Raw genomic sequence first — 16,810 nt, 5'->3', positions numbered from 1 at the left:
CAAGGCCCCGCCCTTTTTTTTCTGAGTTTCGGAGACAGCCAGTCCCCATGAAATCTATTGATACCCTCCGTTTTGGTGGTCAGGACGTGCTGCCTCTGATCGAAGGGGGCAAAGGTGTCTCCGTCTCTACGGGCGTCTCGGCCGGACACTGGGCCGCTGCGGGCGGGATTGGGACCATTTCGGCTGTCAATGCGGACAGCTACGATCAGGACGGTCATCCGGTTCCGCAGGTCTATCATGGTCGCACGCGGCGTGAGCGCCAGCAGGAACTGATCCGTTACGCAATTGATGGCGGTATCGCGCAGGCGAAGATCGCCCACGAGATTTCGGGTGGCAGAGGCCGGATCAACGTCAATATCCTTTGGGAAATGGGTGGAGCCGAAGAGGTCATCATCGGGATTCTCGAAGGCGCTCCCGGGCTCGTGCATGGCGTGACCTGTGGCGCGGGCATGCCGTACCGCCTGTCTGACATCGCGGTCCGTTTCGGAATTCCCTATTATCCGATCGTCTCTTCGGGACGGGCGTTCAACGCTCTGTGGCGGCGTGCGTACAGCAAGGCGCCTGAACTGCTGGGCGGCGTGGTTTACGAAGATCCATGGCGTGCGGGTGGCCATAACGGTCTGTCCAACACGGAAAATCCCTTTTCGCCAGAAGATCCGTATCCGCGCGTTCTCGAACTGCGCCGTGTCATGCGGAATTATGGTCTGGGCGAGACGCCAATCATCATGGCCGGTGGTGTCTGGCATCTTGAGGACTGGCAGGACTGGATCGGCAATCCGGAGCTGGGGCCGATCGTGTTCCAGTTCGGAACCCGCCCGCTTCTGACGCAGGAAAGCCCGATCCCCGATGCCTGGAAGCGCCGTCTGCTGACGCTGAAGGAAGGGGATGTGTATCTCAACCGCTTCTCCCCGACCGGTTTCTATTCCTCGGCCGTCCGCAACAGCTTCCTGCAGGATCTGTGTGAGCGCTCCGAGCGTCAGGTGCCGTACAGTCAGGAAGCTGGCGACGGCTACGAGGCGTCCTATGGCGTTGGTGCCCGCAAGCGCGAGGTTTTCGTTCCCGCCGCCGACCGTCCGCGGATTGCGGACTGGGAAGCCGCAGGCTTTACCGAGGCTCTGCGGACGCCGGACGATACGCTGGTCTTCGTGACGCCCGAAAGCGCGCGCGAAATCCTTGCCGACCAGACGGCCTGCATGGGATGCCTTTCGCAGTGCCGCTTTTCCAACTGGATGCAACGCGAGCCGTATACCAACGGCCAGAAGGCGGATCCGCGCTCTTTCTGCATTCAGAAGACGCTCCAGACCATTTCCCATATTCCGCCCGGTGCTGATGAGGATAATGTGGTCGACCATAACCTTATGTTCGGCGGCACGAATGCGTGGCGTTTCGGAACGGACCCGTTCTACGCGAACGGCTTTGTCCCGACGGTCAGCCAGCTCGTGGAGCGTATTCTGACCGGTCGCTGATGGCCTCTGACCCGCCGCTTCCTCGCCAGACGCCTCCCGCCCGCGCCTCACAGGGGCGGGAGAGACCGCTTGATTTTCTGAAGCAGTTTCTGGCGCGTCATTCGGTTCCCGTCAGCCCGGAGCAGATTGCTCCGGCAGAAGGAACCCGGGCGGCGGTGGCGACGGTCGTAGCGCTGCTTCCCGCGATTTATGAACATCAGGCCGTTCTGGCCTGGGCTGGCTTTGCCGCCTTCTGGAGCTGCCTGATCGAGCCGGGCGGGACGGCGCGTGAGCAGTTTCGTATTCTTGGACTTTTTACGGCGTGCGGCACGATCCTTGGAGGCGTGACGTCGCTGATTGCGGTGTACCCACTTTGGGGTGTGCTGCCCTGGCTTGCGCTGACGGGGCTGATGGCGGGTCTGGCTAGGGCGCTGTCGCCGTCCATCGCGCTGCTTTGTGCGCTGCTGGGCTGTGTCATGCTGGCGGGCACCGGGTTTCCGGCGCATAGATTTCAGGACGCTCTCGTCGTTGCTCTTGCGTTTGGTGGCGGGGGACTCTGGGCGGCATTTCTGTGCCTTGTGGTCTGGCCGCAGCATCCTTACGCCCCTGCGCGACGGGCTGTTGGAGCCTGTTACCGGCTGCTGTCGGTCATGGCGGGCGAGATCGCAGCGGGGCGGCTGCAGGAAACCGTACACCGGCAGAATGTGCGTACGGCCATCGAGCGGGCCCGGGGGCTGGCGCTTCAGATCGATGCCGGACATGCGAGTTACGGTATGCGCGGGCGGCTGATTGCCTCGCTGGCCGGGGCTGAGCGTCTGTTTACCGCCATGCTGGCCGTCGAGCATCTTGTCGAAACCCGTGGGCTGGATTTTGAGGCGCGGGGTACGCTGGCGGCTTTTTCCGCTCTCTGTCAGCACGCGAGCGACGCGGCGCTCGAACCTGCGCCTGATCTTGAACATCTGGCCGCTGAAGGGCTGGCGTTGGCGGGGAGTATTCCTGTCACGGCAGGGCCGGTTGGCGAACTTGTGGCGACCAGTGCGCGGACGCTGGGAACACTGGCCGAGGGGTTGGCGCAAAAGGCGCGGCTTCCGTTCGATGCTGAACTGCCACGTCATGCGGCGCGTCTGACGCCGACGATCTGGCAACATGCGCTGCGTCTCGTGGTGGGTCTGCTGGCGACCTATCTGACAAGTTGGTGGCTGGATCTGGATTATGGTTTCTGGGCGCTGGTGGCGGTGCTTCTGGTGATCCAGCCCTCCGGTCAGACAACGCTGGTGCGCGCGTTAGAACGCGTGCTGGGGACGCTGGGTGGTGGTGTGCTCGCGCTCTTGCTGACGCCGTTTCTGCCGGGTTCTGCGCAGATGCTGGCGGCGGTGGCGCTCTTTGTGATCGGGGCGATCGCGATGCGCGCTGTCAATTATACGATGTTGGTCGTGTTCATCAGCGCGCAGTTCATTGTCGTGACGGAAATGCTCATGCCGTCGCAAGGCATTGCGTGGATGCGGGTTCTGGATAACACGCTCGGCAGTGTCATCGGACTGTTGTGTGCGTTCATGGTCTGCCCGCAGCGCCGAGGACAGGACATGGATGGCCTGTTGCAGGCGGCAGTGATCGGCAATCTGCGGTACGTCTCGGCTGTGTTGAAGCGGGAAGATCCCGTGATGACAGATCGTGTCCAGCGTCAGGCTGGGATCGATACCACACGGGCCGAGTTTGCTCGTGGCTCGCTTCCCGTTCTGGGTGGGGTTTCTGCAGTGGGAGAACGCGCGACACAGGCTCATGCCCTGTTGCGGGCGCTGCGTCGTCTGAGCGGGGAGGCGACGTTGCTGCGGTTCGATATTTCGGCTGGGTTATGTGAAGGTGATGCTCAGGCCGGGGAGCACTGGAGTGCTACGGCTGCGGCTCTTGAGGCGGGGGCACCCTTCGCAGACATTGCCCAGAAGATCGAAAATGGAGACGTCATGGCCGAGATCGCCGCTCTGGAGCGTGCGGGACGCAAGACTGTCTGATCCCGGAGGCGGATAACCGCCTCCGGTTTTCATGAGCAGATATGATAGGGTTCAGCGGCGCCCACCGGGGCCATGACCGCCACCGGGTCCACGCCCCCCCTGGCCACCGCCATGGTTGCCACCGCCCATTCCTCCGCCGCCCGGCCTTCCCAGTCCCTGATCGCCTCCGGGTCTTCCGCCACCAGGTCCATGGCCAAACCCACCTCCCGGTCTGCCATCGGGCCTCCCTTGTCCACCCGGACCATGGCCGGGTCCTCCACCAGGGCGGGGACCGGGACGTACGCCGGGAGGCCGCCCCGGACCGCGTCCGGGATAGGGGCCGACGTAATAGCCCGGTCCCCAGCCCCAGCCGGGCCCCCATGTGCTGCCCCAGCCGCGATTATAGGTGCTGCTGTAATAGCCCCCGCCGCCATAATAGGTGCCATATTGGCCGGGACCGCCATATTCATAGTCACCGCAGCCCGACAGCATTCCCAGAAGGCAGAGCGTACCGCCAAGGCGCAGGAAGGTTTTTGTTGTCCAACGGGTCATTGCGCATCTCCTGCCGCGCTGGGATCATGCCATTCCATGACGCCGAAGGCGGCGCCGCTTGGGTCGGCGAGGACGGCGATCATGCTGTTCTGATGATCGGGGTGGGGTTGCACGAGAACACGTCCTCCAAGCTGCACGGCTTTTTCGGCGGCACTCCCGACGCTGTCCACCTGAACGAAGCCGATCCAGCGCGCACTCGCATCCGCAGGCAGGCGGGCCGGTAGGGGGTTGACGGTCGCACGGGCGATGGACTGCGAGTCCAGAATATAGCGCTGGTGCGTGTCGGGAGGGGGGGCGTCTTCAACCTGATAGCCGAAGAGTTTCTGATAGAACCCCGCGCTTGCGGCGGGAGCCGGGGTCAGGATTGCATGCCAGATCCAGTCGCCCTGAGCCGTGTCGTCCGTATCGTCACGGTCGCCGTGAGGGGCGTGCAGAGCGGCGAAAAGCGCGCCTTGCGGGTCGGCGATGATGGCCTGCTCGCCACGGCCCGGAACAACGGTCGGACGGTACAGGATTTCTCCGCCCCACTGGAGCGATTCTTTGGCCACTGTCGGGACGTCTAGTGCCGAAATGAACGGAAGCCAGAGTGGCTGGGGCGGATTAGCCGTATCGGGGAGAGGACGTTCGACCAATCCTGCTACGACATGGCCGTTGACCAGCGCCTCGGCATAATGGCCGCGCGAGACGGGGCGGTCCTGAAAAGTCCAGCCCAGAAGCGGGCCATAAAAGGCCTTGGCTTTGGCCAGATCGGGCGTTGTGAGCTGTGTGTAGACGATCTTGCCGGGGAGGGTTTTTGAGAGCGCGGCTGGCGTTTCAGCGGTGTTGGTCGTCTGCGCAGAGGCATCGGGAGCGCAGGCTGTCAGGCCGAAGCCAAAGGTGAGGGCTGCTGACAGCGTGACGGCGACCGTGCCTGTTCGGGAGAGGCGGGAAAAGGGCGGCAAAGGCGGCACTCCTTCTGTTCTGATCTGCACGGTGCGCCTTCGGGACGATCGGCAGGCCGGAGGGGAGCATCCTGTGGCTCCCCGCAATAAAGGCATGACGTTTCACGTCCCATTCCGTTCCCGGAATGCAGCAAAAATGTGGCGCCGCCCTGGGGGCAGATCTTGGGAGATCAGATCAGGGCGAGCTCGGCCAACTCCTTCCGAAGCTGTGGCGGGAGATCGGCAATGCCGTCATGACCAAGGCTGCTGCCCAGATCGGGGGGCGCGTCCTTGGGGTACAGATAGCGCCAGCCCTGAAACGGGCGCATCGGGCGTGGCTGGACCGGGATGATCTCGTCGGACACGACGATCAGTGTGCCTGTGCTGCCATCGGCGCGCTGGGCGCTTTCCAGACCGATGATGGGCTGTCGGCACAGGACCATGCCGTCCATCACGCGATACAGGGAACCGCCGTCCAGAACCTCCTCGGCTCGTTTGGGCATGGTGCGGGTCTGGACAGTGGCGCGGCCGTTGATGCGATAGTGGTTCAGCCGTTCGCGCAGGACTTCGATGCTCGGGCAGCCGACGGCCAGTTTGATGATGTTCAGCATAGATGTCGGGTGCCCTCTTTCAAACTCTTAATGTGTGCTTGGTCAGTGCGTGCCCACGGCGTTCTGGGACTGCGAGACGAACTCGTTGATGAAGCGCGTCTTGTCGATGGACTGCACGATCTTCACCTTCCGCAGACCCATGCCCTTCGGAGCGGTTGAATCCGGCCAGATATGGGCGTGACCGTAATCCATCCCGTGGTCGATATTGACGTTCATGATGGCCGTGACGGATTTTGTGATCAGTGATGGATCAACGGCGATGGCGGAAGTCAGTTCATCCCACAACGGTAGGGGCGCCTGATACTTTTGCAGATAATCCGTGACGGCGTTGTGCTTCGTATCGATGCGGTTCGCCAGTTCAGGCGTCATCATGATGTCGTTCGAGACGTTGCCGACGCAGGTGATGGCGGGCCATGGGGCCGTCAGAGCGATCTGGGCGGCTTCGGGGTCCATGATCAGGTTGAAGTCGGACGCAAAATCGGCATTGCCGGTGACGGACATCATGCTGGCATCGAGCAGGCCGCCCATGAAGACGAGTTGTTTGGCGGTTTCGGCGAAAGTCGGGTCGATCCGGATGGCGAGGGCGAGGTTCGTCAGCGGACCTGCGGCGATGATCGTGACCTGATGCGGATGGGCGTGGACCTCACGGATCAGGAACATGGCGGCCGGAAGCGCGTCGGCGGTGGTATGGGGGGCGCCTTCGGGCAGTTTGCCAACGGGCGGCTGTGTGGCCGGGACGTGTTCGATGGAGCCGAGGCCACCCCATGCGCCCTTCCACGGAATGATGCCGAACTGCTGTTCGCGCAGTTTCGTCTCCGCGACGGTGTTGACCAGCGGCGTGGTCGCGCCATCGGCGACAGGGATCTGGGTCTGGCGGGCGATTTCCAGAAAGCGCAGGGCATGCGCCGTGCCTGCATTCTCCCAGTCATCGCCGACGACGGAGGTCAGGCCGAGCAGTTTCACGCCGGGGCGGTTGAGCAGGGGAATGATGGACTGGATGTTGGAGCCGCCCGGACCGAGGAAGTCGTTGTCGAGCACGACGTAATTCGGAGCAGGAGCAGCATTCGCAGCGTAAAGCGGGGCGAGCACGGTGCAGGCAGCCAGAAGGGCAGAGAGAATGGATCGGCGCATGGTCTCTTCCAGATGGATTAAGACCGGATCATGCCCTCAAGTGACGAGGCGCGCCAGTATCGCTTCAAGACGAAGCCGTCCTTCGCCGGTCGCGCGCAGGATGCCGCTGTCCCGTTCAAGGTAATTTTCCTCGATGCAGGCGTCGAGCAGAGCCGGGTCTACGCAGTCCAGAAGCGCGCGGCCCGTGCGGGCGGCGAACTGTGCTTCGTTGATGCCTTCAGACAGGCGCAGGCCCATCAGCAGCGCTTCGCGGCCTTTTTCTTCCGGCGTGAGCAGGGTTTCCTCGGTATTGCCTGAGCCTGTCTTTTCAACCCGTTCGGCCCAGGGTTCGGGCGCGCGATGACGCCGGGTGGCGTACAATTCGCCGTCCAGCGTCAGACGCCCATGAGCACCGGGGCCGATGCCGATATAATCCGCATAACGCCAGTAGGTCAGGTTATGGCGGCTCTCGGCGCCGGGGCGGGCGTAGTTTGAGACTTCATAAGGCAGCAGGCCGTGACGGGCGGCGATGTCGCCGGTCAGGTCATAGAGGCGTGCGGCGGTGTCTTCGTCGGGCAGGGTGAGTTCGCCGCGCCGGTGCATGGCTTCGAACTTTGTGCCGGGCTCGATGGTGAGCTGATACAGCGACAGGTGATCGGCCACGAGATCGAGCGCTGTGGTCAGTTCGTCCGTCCAGTCGGCGTCGCTCTGGCCGGGGCGGGCGTAGATCAGATCAAAGGAAATGCGCGGGAACAGGGTTCGGGCGGTTTCGAGCGCACGGATGGCCTGCGTGGCGGAGTGTTCGCGGCCAAGCTTGTGCAGCGCATCGTCCCGCAGGCTCTGCACGCCGAGCGAGACGCGGTTGACCCCGGCCTGACGGAACGCCGCGAATTTTCCGGCCTCGACGCTGGTCGGGTTGGCTTCGAGCGTGATTTCCAGATCGTTTTCGGCATCGAACAGGCGATGCGCGTCCTCAATCAGGGCTGCAACGGTCTCGGGTTCCATCAGCGAGGGCGTGCCACCGCCGAAAAAGATTGAGCGCAGGGGGCGTTTGACGCCATCGCGGGTCAGGCGGGCGGCATCATGGGCGAGTTCGCGGCGCAGGGCTGTGGCGAAGCGCTGCTGCGGGATCACCTCCCGGACATGGGAGTTGAAATCGCAGTAGGGGCACTTCGCCAGACAGAACGGCCAGTGGATGTAGAGGGAAAGCGGCTCGGCCAAAGGACGGGACGTCAAATGGCGATCCGGACGCCGAATTCCACCACGCGATCGGGCGGAATGCGCAGGAACTCGGTCGTGGAGGCCGCATTGCGCTGGAGCAGGAGGAAGATCCACATGCGCCAGAGTTGCATCTTCGGCACGCGGGAGCGAACGACGAGTTCATGCGATGTGAAATAGGAGGCCTGAATGGCGTCGAACGCCACGCCGAGCGCGTTCAGTTCCAGCAGGGCGCGGGGCAGGTTGGGCATCTCCATGAAGCCGTAGCGGACGATGACGCGGTGAATGTTGGGCGCCAGTTCCTGAACGATGGCGCGGTGTCCGCGCTCGGCTTCCGGCTGGTCGAGGTTCTGGACCGTTACGAACAGGATGTGATCGTGCAGGACCTTGTTGTGCTTGAGGTTATGCAGCAGCGAATTCGGCACGATGTCGGGGTTGGCGGTCAGGAAGACGGCCAGACCGGGAACGCGGATCGTGCGGGACTGTGGCAGGCGCGCAAGGAAGGAGCCCATCGGCATGGAATCCGCCTGCTGGCGGGCGGCGATGAGGCTGCGGCCGCGCTTCCAGGTGGTCATGATGATGGTACTGATGATGCCGATCGCGAGCGGGACCCACCCGCCATCGGGGATCTTGAGCACGTTCGCGGAGAAGAAAATGCTGTCCACGATGAAGAAGAAGCCAAAGACGATCGCGACCGTGGCGGTCTTCCATTTGAAGACGCGGCGGAACACGACCATGGCCAGAACGCAGGTGCACAGGAATGTCCCTGTCACGGCGATGCCGTAGGCTGCGGCGAGGGCCGAGGACGTGCGGAACGACAGCACCAGAACCAGCGCACCGAAGGCCAGAATCCAGTTCAGCGACGGCAGATAGATCTGGGCTTCTTCCGACGCATTGGTGTGCATGATGCGGGTGCGGGGCAGGTAGCCGAGCTGGATGAGCTGACGGCACAGCGAGAAGCTGCCCGAGATCCCAGCCTGCGAGGCGATCACGGTTGCGAAGGTCGCAAGGATCAGCATCGGGATCTGCGCCCAGTGCGGCACCAGAAGATAGAACGGGTTGGACAGGGCATGCGGATTATGAATCAGCAGGGCGGCCTGTCCGAAATAGTTCAGCGTCAGGGATGGCAGAACGAAGAACAGCCAGGCCTTGCGGATCGGGGCGCGTCCGAAATGGCCCATATCGGCATAAAGCGCTTCCGCACCCGTGACGGACAGCACGACCGAACCGAGTGCGATGAACGACAGGTAGCCGTGCATGATGATGAATTCGAGCGCGAAGGTCGGCGACAGGGCAAGCAGGATATGGGGGTAGAGCAAGATTCCCTTGACGCCGAGAATGGCGAGAACCGCAAACCAGGCCACCATGATCGGGCCGAACGCCTTGCCGATTTTGCCGGTTCCCAGCACCTGAACCGAGAACAGCCCGACCAGCACGATCATTGCCAGCGGGATGATGATGTGGCTGGCCGACGGCACGGCGGTTTCGATGCCTTCTACGGCCGAGAGCACTGAAATGGCCGGGGTGATGATGCTGTCGCCGAAGAACAGGCAGGTGCCCGCAATGCCCACAAGGCCGAACAGCCACCGGAAATGCTGCGATTTGCAGACGCGCTGGGCGAGGGACATGAGGGCGATGATGCCGCCTTCGCCGTCATGGTCGGCCCGCATGATGAGAATGACGTATTTGATGGTGACGATGAGCATCAGCGCCCAGAACGTCAGGCTCGCAAGCCCCATGATTTCCCAGGGCTGGGCAGGCATCTTGGGCGTACTGACAATGCTGACGGAGGATTGCAGCGCATAGAGAGGGCTGGTGCCGATATCGCCGTAAACCACGCCCAGAACCGTAAGCAGCGCGCCCATGCCGGCGGGGCGCTTGTGGCTGGAACCGTCATCTTCGCCGCCGATCTCGTGGGTATGGCCTTCCGAACGGGCCTGCTCGATCGTCTGGACGACGTCGCCGGAGTCGTTGGGAATCCCTACGCCATGAGGAGAGTTTGAGGCGCGGTCACCGTCATGTTCAGGCATTGCTGGTTCCATTTACGGGCGTCAGTAGAGTGCCGTCATCTCCTGTCGCAGCACTGGTCAAGCGCGCTCCACATCACGGCAACTTCCCCTCATGACAAGATTTCTGCGACGGACGCAAGCCGTGCGTCAGGATTGTGGCACGGGACGGCTTCCGAAAATGGCGGTTCCCACCCGGACGAGCGTCGCGTTTTCCGCAATGGCGGTTTCAAAATCGGCGGACATGCCCATCGAGAGCACCGGCAGTCCGTGCCGTTCGGCGGTTCTGCGCAGGAAGTGGAAATGGGGCGCGGGGTCTTTATCCTCGGGGGGGATGCACATCAGACCCCGGATTTTGGGACCGAATTTTTCAAGGGAGGCTTCGATGAACGCATCGGCCTCGTCGCGGGGAATGCCGGATTTCTGCGGTTCGTCGCCGGTGTTGACCTGAATGAGAAGCTCGGGGAGGCGTCCGGCTTTCTGCGCGGCCTTTTCAATGGCGTCCGACAGGGACGGACGGTCGAGGCTCTCGATCACGTCCGCGATCTGGCAGGCTTCGAGGGCCTTGTTGGTCTGAAGGCCGCCGATGATGTGCAGGCGCAGGTCCGGGAAATATTCGCGAAGCTGCGGAAATTTGGAGGCGGCTTCCTGCACGCGGTTTTCGCCGAACAGGCGCTGACCGGCTTTCAGCGCGGCTTCGACGCTCTCGATCGGGTGGAACTTGCTGACGGCCACGAGAGACACGTCCGCCTCTGCGCGTCCGGCTTTTTCGCAGGCCTGAGCGATACGATGACGGATGGCGGCGAGGTTTTGGGCAATAAGATCGGACATGTCGGGAGAAGACGCCATTGCGTCCGTGGCCGCAAGATGCGATTTCGGCAGGATGCGAGAGATCGATAGCCTGTCATGACCCAGCCCCCATCCAACAAGCCTCCCCGCAATCCGGCCTCCGGAACCCGGAATGCTGGACCGCGTCGCCCGCAAGGGTCCTCACAGGGTGGTCGTACGCCGCAGCGTCGTCCTGCGCCGGACCCGACGCGCGACCTTGCCTTCGATATTGTCTGTGGGGTGGTCGAGCATCGTCGGATGCTGGAGACGACGCTGGATCGTGCCGGGCAGGGACTGGACCCGCGGGATCGGGCCTCGGCCCATCGTCTGGCGGCGACGACACTGCGTCATCTGGGCAGCATGACCGAACTGCTTCAGCCGTTATTGCGCCGGGAACCGCCCGAGCCGGTGCGTTGCGCGCTGCTGATGGGCGTTGCGCAGTTGTTACATCTTGAGACGCCGCCCCATGCGGCGGTCGGCACGATCGTGGATTTGTTGCGCCGTCGCGGTCTGGCGCCGTTCGCGGGGCTGGCGAATGCTGTGCTTCGTCGCGTGGCGCGGGAAGGGCAGGAGCTTCTGGATGGTCTGGACGTGGACCGGCTGGATGTTCCGCCGTGGTTGTGGAGCGCGTGGGGCAAGCGGGCGCGAGCGATTTCGCGTGGCTTGCATCGTGAGGCGCCGCTGGATCTGACGCTGCGTCCGGGAGCTGTCGCGCCGGAGGGTGGGGAGGTGCTGCCGACAGGGTCCGTCCGCTATCCGGCCGGGACGCGCATCACGACGCTGGAAGGCTTCGAGGACGGCGCGTTCTGGGCGCAGGACGTGGCGGCCACGATGCCGGTGAAGCTGATGGGCGATGTGTCGGGCAAGACCGTTGTGGATCTGTGTGCGGCACCGGGCGGCAAGACGGCCCAGCTTGCAACGGCGGGCGCGCAGGTTGTGGCGGTCGAGCGTGAGGAATTGCGGGCGCAGCGGCTTGAAGACAATATCGCGCGGCTGAAGCTGTCGGCGAAGACGGTTGTGGCGGATGCCGCAACATGGCGTCCGGACGCGCCGGTGGACATGGTTCTGCTGGATGCGCCGTGTTCAGCGACGGGTACGCTGCGCCGTCATCCGGATGTGTTGTGGATCAAGCGCCCGCGTGATGTGACGGCGCTGGCGGAAGGTCAGGATGCGTTGATTGATGCCGCGCATGAAATGCTCAAGCCGGGTGGCGTGCTGCTTTATGCAGTCTGCTCGCTTCAGGATGAGGAAGGTCCGGAGCGGATCAAGGCAGCGATTGCGCGCGGTGGATGGAAGTTCGATCCGTTTTCAGAAGCGGAACTGGCCGATATGGCCGTTGCCCGGACATGGGACGGGATGTTCCGTACCCATCCGGGCCTTTGGAGCGAACTCGGCGGCATGGACGGCTTCTTTGCCGCCCGTCTGACCAAGGTCTGAGGCCGGTCGGCATCGGGAGTGTGTCCCGATGCCGGATGTGCTGCCTTCAGGGGGCAGGGTTGGAATGGACCTGATGGATGGCGTTGATCTTCTCTTCCAGCTCTGGCGTGATGACGACATCTGCCGCGCCGAGAATGGTGCGGAGCTGATCGACGCTGGTGGCGCCGATGATGTTGGACGTCACGAACGGGCGTGAGGTGACGAACGCGATCGCGAGCTGGGTAGGATCGATCCCCTCCTCACGAGCGAGGGCGTGATAGGCCGTGATGGCATCGTCAACGCCGGGCTTTTGGTAGCGCTGACCACGGTTGAACAGCGTGGTGCGGGCTCCGGCGGGGCGGGCGCCGTTCAGATATTTTCCGGTCAGGTAGCCCTGCGCGAGCGGGGAATAGGCCAGCAGTCCGACCTTCTCGTGTAGTGCCATTTCGGCAAGACCGATCTCGAAAGTCCGGTTGATCAGGTTATAGGCGTTTTGGATGGAGGCGACGCGCGGCAGGCCTGTGCGGGAGGCTTCCAGAAATTTTGAGACGCCCCATGCGGTCTCGTTGGAGAGACCAACATGGCGGATCTTGCCTTCGTTCACGAGATCGCCGAGCACGCCGAGCGTGTCTTCGAACGGAACGGCGGAGTCTTCCGGCAGGTCGCGGAAAGTCGTACCACCTTCGCCGAACAGGCCCACTTTCCGGTCGGGCCAGTGGAGCTGATAAAGGTCGATGTAATCGGTGCCGAGGCGGCGCAGTGAGCCTTCGAGCGCATAGCGGATCTGGCGCGGGGTGAGGCGTGCTTCCTCGCCATCGGGGCGGAACCACGGCATGGCCGTTCGTCCGACGACCTTGCTGGCGATGACGAGACGGTCACGGCCGCCGCGCGCCTTCAGCCAGCTTCCGATGATGGTTTCGGTTGAGCCCTGCGTCTCGGCGCGGGGCGGGATGGAATAAAGTTCGGCGGTGTCGATGAAATTGATGCCGTGGTCCAGCGCCATGTCGAGCTGGGCGTGGCCCTCGGTTTCGGTGTTCTGCTGACCGAAGGTCATGGTGCCGAGGCAGATTTCGCTGACGGCAATGCCGGTGCGGCCAAGTTCACGCTGTTTCATGGAAAAGACCTGATCAGAAAGATGGGGAAGCCCTTAGCATGGACAGAGCCGGGCCATTGATCAAGGCGCGGCTCTGTTCATGCTCTGCTTATGGGGCCAGCGTGACGATGACGCGCAAGCCCCCACCGGTTCGGTTTTCAAGGCGGACATCCCCGCCTTGGCCATGCAGAATGGTACGGGCAATGGCGAGACCAAGGCCGGTTCCACCGGTTTCGCGATTGCGGCTGCTCTCGATGCGGACGAAAGGTTCGAACACGCGGTCCAACTCGTTTTCAGGCAGGCCCGGGCCATTGTCTTCGATCAGAATGCGGACCGCATTGCCTTTTTCGCCGGGGCGGGTGGCTGGAATGAGTGTGACATGGGCGTCCCCGCCATATTTCAGGGCATTAAGGATAAGGTTGTTCAGGGCGCGTTTCAGTGCGACCGAGCGCGCCTTGATGCGGACGGGCACGTTGGGCGGTTCATAAAACAGGTCGTCCGCCTTGTCCGGCAGGCTCTCGGCGGCTTCGTCCATGATGGTCTGGAGCAGGGCGCGCAGGTCCAGCGTGACGATGGGTTCGGCAGAGGCGCTGTCACGTCCGAAGGCCAGCGTGGCGGAGACCATGGCTTCCATCTCGTCCAGATCGGCCAGCACCTTGTTGCGGAGTGCGTCGTCGTCGATGAACTCGGCGCGCAGTTTCAGGCGCGTGATGGGCGTGCGGAGGTCATGGCCGATGGCGGTCAGCATGAGCGTACGGTCCGTCACGAAACGGCGGATGCGCGTGGCCATCGTATTGAAGGCAATCGCGGCACGTCGGATTTCGGAAGGGCCGTTTTCGGGCAGCGCTGCGGTGTTGACGTCCCGGCCCAGTGCCTCGGCGGCATTGGCAAGCGTCGTGACGGGCGCGATCAGGCGGCGTGTGGCCCAGACGATCATCGCACTGCCGGCAATAGACATGACGAGGAACGCGATCAGAAAGGTCGGCGATCCGAACGGGTTGGGCAGAGGGGTGACGAACCGGACCACGACCCAGCAGTCCCGGTCCGGCAGGAGGATCGAAGTGGAGTGGGTTCGCAGTTTCTGGCCGATCAGGACCTTGCGCGGATAAAGCGACGACGGCAGCAGCGCCCATCGCACGAAGGGCGGCATATCATGCCGGTGCAGGCTTCCCGGAAAGCGGGGGGTTCCTTCCATCGGGGGAGGCATATGGCCGTCCATCGGACCCGGCATGGGGCCACCCAAGGGCGTACCGGAAGGGCCGGGGGGCATGTGGAAATCCGGGCCGTTCATGCCGGGTTCGGGAAAACCCGGTGGTCCCATATGCGGGGGCATGTCCGCACCCGGATGGGGCCCGTTCTCGTCCATCATGCCGGGCTGGGGGAAGCCATCGCGCGGATGATGCAGGAAAGGGGACGACACTCTCGGGGGGAGGGGAATTTCATGCCCCTCGATCAACGGGTCCGGCTCTTTGAGAAGCAGGACCGTGACGTTGGAGGGGACGCGCAGGTCTTCGATCGCGTCGCGACGGTCAGCGGGACTGGCTTCCGCGACCGTGCGGTAGATCGAAAAGACCTGCACCTGCTCCTCATGGACCTGACTGCGCTCTTCCAGATCGAAGCGGTCCAGCGCGTGGATGGCCAGTCCTGCGGCTTCCACGATGGCAAGCCCCACAATCAGCAGGAGGCTGGTGCGGGTGACGAGAGATCGTGGAAGAATGTGCATTCCGGTCAGAGACGCTCGACTTCTGCCGCGAGGACATAGCCCCCGCCGCGCACCGTCTTGATGACCTGCGCGTTGCGGCCGTCGTCTTCGAGCTTGCGACGCAGGCGGCTGACCGCGACGTCGATGGCGCGGTCGAACGGTCCGGCCTGACGGCCCCGCAGCAGTTCCAGAAGCATGTCGCGCGTCAGCACGCGGTTTGCGCGTTCGAGCAGCGCCATCAGCAGGTCGTACTCGCCGCCCGTGAGGGAGACCTCCGCACCATCCGGGTTCAGCAGGCGACGGCGGACGGGATCGAGGCACCAGCCCGCGAAGTGGATCTTGCGGGTATCGGCAACCTGCCGCTTGTCTTCAACGTCGATCGTCCGGCGCAGCACCGCGCGGATGCGAGCGAGCAGTTCGCGCGGGTTGAAGGGCTTGGCGACGTAATCGTCCGCACCGAATTCGAGGCCGATGATCCGGTCGGTTTCATCGCTCATGGCGGTGAGCATGATGATGGGGACGTTGTCCTGCGAGCGCAGCCAGCGTGCGACTTCAAGGCCGCTCTCGCCGGGGAGCATCAGATCCAGCACCACGAGCTGGTAGTGGCCGTTCGCCCAGGCCTTGCGGGCTTCGCGGGCGTCACGGGCCGCTGTGACGCGGAAATGATTGCGTTCGAGGAACTGGCTCAGCAGTTCGCGGATTTCGCGGTCATCATCCACGACCAGAAGATGGGGCAGTGTTTCCGTGCTCATGACCAGAGGCCTTTCGGGAATGCTGTGACCGCGTTCGGACTGCGTGTGCCGCCCCCGAGAAGGGACGGCACTGCGGCGAGGTCAGGCCAGCCAGGGCGGGACAGGCAGGTTTTTCGCACGCAGGAACTCCGGGTTGAACAGCTTGGACTGATATCGGGCACCACCGTCGCACAGAATTGTAACAATCGTATGTCCGGGTCCAAGGCGGCGTGCGGTGCGGATTGCCGCAGCGACGTTGATGCCGGACGAGCCACCGACCGAGAGACCTTCGTTCGAGGTCAGGGAGAAAATCTGCTCCAGCGCCTCGGCATCGGGAATACGTTCGGCGTCATCAGGTGCCGAGCCTTCCAGATTGGCGGTCACGCGGCCCTGACCGATTCCTTCGGTAATTGAACCCCCGGCAATGGTGAGGTCGTTGGACTTCACCCAGCCGTAAAGAGCGGACCCTTCCGGATCGGCGAGGACGACGCGCGGCGCGGTCTTTCCGGCTGCTGCGGCCTGATCGCGCAGGCCCAATGCGATTCCGGCCAGCGTTCCGCCTGTGCCGCAGGCGCAGGTGAAGGCGTCGATTTTTCCGTCCGTCTGTTCCCAGATCTCGCGGGCCGTGGTGGCGCGGTGGCCTTCTCGGTTGGCGGTGTTGTCAAACTGGTTGGCCCAGAACCCGCCGATCTCTTCGGCGAGACGGCGCGAGACATGAACGTAATTACCCGGATCACGATAAGGCTTGGCGGGGACAAGACGCAGATCCGCGCCGATCATCCGCAGGAAGTCCAGCTTCTCACGGCTCTGTGTTTCCGGCACGACGATCACGGCCTTGCAGCCCACCGCGTGGGCAACCAGTGTGAGGCCGATTCCCGTATTGCCCGCCGTTCCCTCAACGACCGTGCCGCCGGGTTTCAGGGCGCCGCTTTTCAGGGCATCATTGATGATTGCAAGAGCCGCGCGGTCTTTCACGGAGCCGCCGGGGTTCATGAATTCGGCCTTGCCATAGATATTGCAGCCGGTTTCCTCGGACGCGCGTTCAAGGCGAATCAGAGGTGTGCCTCCGATCGCGGCGGTCATACCCGGGGAGACGGTCTGCCATCCGATCGTGGCAGCCTGGCGGTTCGGAGAGAGGTCGGTCATACGGTAACTCCTGTGCTGGCCCGTGCTGGGTGAATTATAGAACG

General features: G+C 63.4%; 14 protein-coding genes. 3 read left to right on the top strand and 11 right to left on the bottom strand.

The genetic code is table 11. From position 1 onward, the window contains the following. Positions 1–47 precede the first annotated feature (47 nt). A complete protein-coding gene (locus JK213_RS02655) occupies positions 48–1,466 on the top strand; it encodes a nitronate monooxygenase family protein (protein ID WP_194261833.1) in 1,419 nt (472 codons plus the stop codon). Continuing rightward, on the top strand, positions 1,466–3,454 hold the full coding sequence (locus JK213_RS02650; RefSeq protein WP_194261834.1) for an FUSC family protein: 1,989 nt from the start codon (positions 1,466–1,468) through the stop codon (positions 3,452–3,454). Before JK213_RS02655 ends, JK213_RS02650 begins: the two co-directional genes overlap by 1 nt. A 51-nt stretch (positions 3,455–3,505) precedes the next feature. Here JK213_RS02650 and JK213_RS16045 read toward each other — a convergent pair whose 3' ends face one another. The 7 genes from JK213_RS16045 to JK213_RS02615 form a co-directional block, all read right to left on the bottom strand. After that, positions 3,506–3,985 carry a hypothetical protein gene (locus JK213_RS16045; RefSeq protein ID WP_194261835.1) on the bottom strand — a complete coding sequence of 160 codons (480 nt, stop codon included), beginning with the start codon at positions 3,983–3,985 and terminating at the stop codon, positions 3,506–3,508. Continuing rightward, positions 3,982–4,956 carry a VOC family protein gene (locus tag JK213_RS02640; protein WP_322783030.1) on the bottom strand — a complete coding sequence of 325 codons (975 nt, stop codon included), beginning with the start codon at positions 4,954–4,956 and terminating at the stop codon, positions 3,982–3,984. Before JK213_RS02640 ends, JK213_RS16045 begins: the two co-directional genes overlap by 4 nt. A gap of 140 nt (positions 4,957–5,096) precedes the next feature. Further along, positions 5,097–5,516 carry a DUF1489 family protein gene (locus JK213_RS02635; RefSeq protein WP_194261837.1) on the bottom strand — a complete coding sequence of 140 codons (420 nt, stop codon included), beginning with the start codon at positions 5,514–5,516 and terminating at the stop codon, positions 5,097–5,099. 42 nt (positions 5,517–5,558) lie between these two features. Next, complete coding sequence (locus JK213_RS02630; RefSeq protein ID WP_194261838.1) at positions 5,559–6,647, bottom strand: nucleoside hydrolase; 1,089 nt, start codon at positions 6,645–6,647, stop codon at positions 5,559–5,561. Between the two features lie 36 nt (positions 6,648–6,683). Beyond that, a complete protein-coding gene (gene hemW, locus JK213_RS02625; RefSeq protein WP_194261952.1) occupies positions 6,684–7,847 on the bottom strand; it encodes a radical SAM family heme chaperone HemW in 1,164 nt (387 codons plus the stop codon). 11 nt (positions 7,848–7,858) lie between these two features. Continuing rightward, positions 7,859–9,886: a potassium transporter Kup gene (locus tag JK213_RS02620; protein WP_194261839.1), complete on the bottom strand. Its 2,028-nt coding sequence runs from the start codon at positions 9,884–9,886 to the stop codon at positions 7,859–7,861. A 114-nt stretch (positions 9,887–10,000) separates the two neighbouring features. Next, the gene (locus JK213_RS02615; RefSeq protein ID WP_228125401.1) at positions 10,001–10,699 is read right to left on the bottom strand and encodes a YggS family pyridoxal phosphate-dependent enzyme; all 699 of its coding nucleotides are present in this window, start codon (positions 10,697–10,699) and stop codon (positions 10,001–10,003) included. 57 nt (positions 10,700–10,756) lie between these two features. Here JK213_RS02615 and JK213_RS02610 point away from each other — a divergent pair, with 57 nt between their 5' ends. Then, positions 10,757–12,115 (top strand): RsmB/NOP family class I SAM-dependent RNA methyltransferase, encoded by a 1,359-nt coding sequence (locus JK213_RS02610; protein WP_194261840.1) that lies wholly within the window; start codon positions 10,757–10,759, stop codon positions 12,113–12,115. Between the two features lie 46 nt (positions 12,116–12,161). On the opposite strand, the gene JK213_RS02605 is transcribed toward JK213_RS02610, so the two are convergent. From JK213_RS02605 to JK213_RS02590, 4 genes are all read right to left on the bottom strand, one after another. Beyond that, complete coding sequence (locus tag JK213_RS02605; RefSeq protein ID WP_194261841.1) at positions 12,162–13,208, bottom strand: aldo/keto reductase; 1,047 nt, start codon at positions 13,206–13,208, stop codon at positions 12,162–12,164. An 88-nt stretch (positions 13,209–13,296) separates the two neighbouring features. Next, on the bottom strand, positions 13,297–14,910 hold the full coding sequence (locus JK213_RS02600) for an ATP-binding protein (RefSeq protein WP_194261842.1): 1,614 nt from the start codon (positions 14,908–14,910) through the stop codon (positions 13,297–13,299). A 5-nt stretch (positions 14,911–14,915) separates the two neighbouring features. Beyond that, on the bottom strand, positions 14,916–15,641 hold the full coding sequence (locus JK213_RS02595) for a response regulator (protein ID WP_194254179.1): 726 nt from the start codon (positions 15,639–15,641) through the stop codon (positions 14,916–14,918). Between the two features lie 81 nt (positions 15,642–15,722). Continuing rightward, a complete protein-coding gene (locus JK213_RS02590) occupies positions 15,723–16,766 on the bottom strand; it encodes a cysteine synthase A (RefSeq protein ID WP_194261843.1) in 1,044 nt (347 codons plus the stop codon). Positions 16,767–16,810 lie beyond the last annotated feature (44 nt).

This window comes from Gluconobacter sp. Dm-44 (genome assembly GCF_018256175.1).
Classification (GTDB): Bacteria; Pseudomonadota; Alphaproteobacteria; order Acetobacterales; family Acetobacteraceae; genus Gluconobacter; species Gluconobacter cadivus.
Note: the sequence above shows the minus strand (reverse complement) of the source record. Positions and strands in the feature narration are given on the sequence as shown.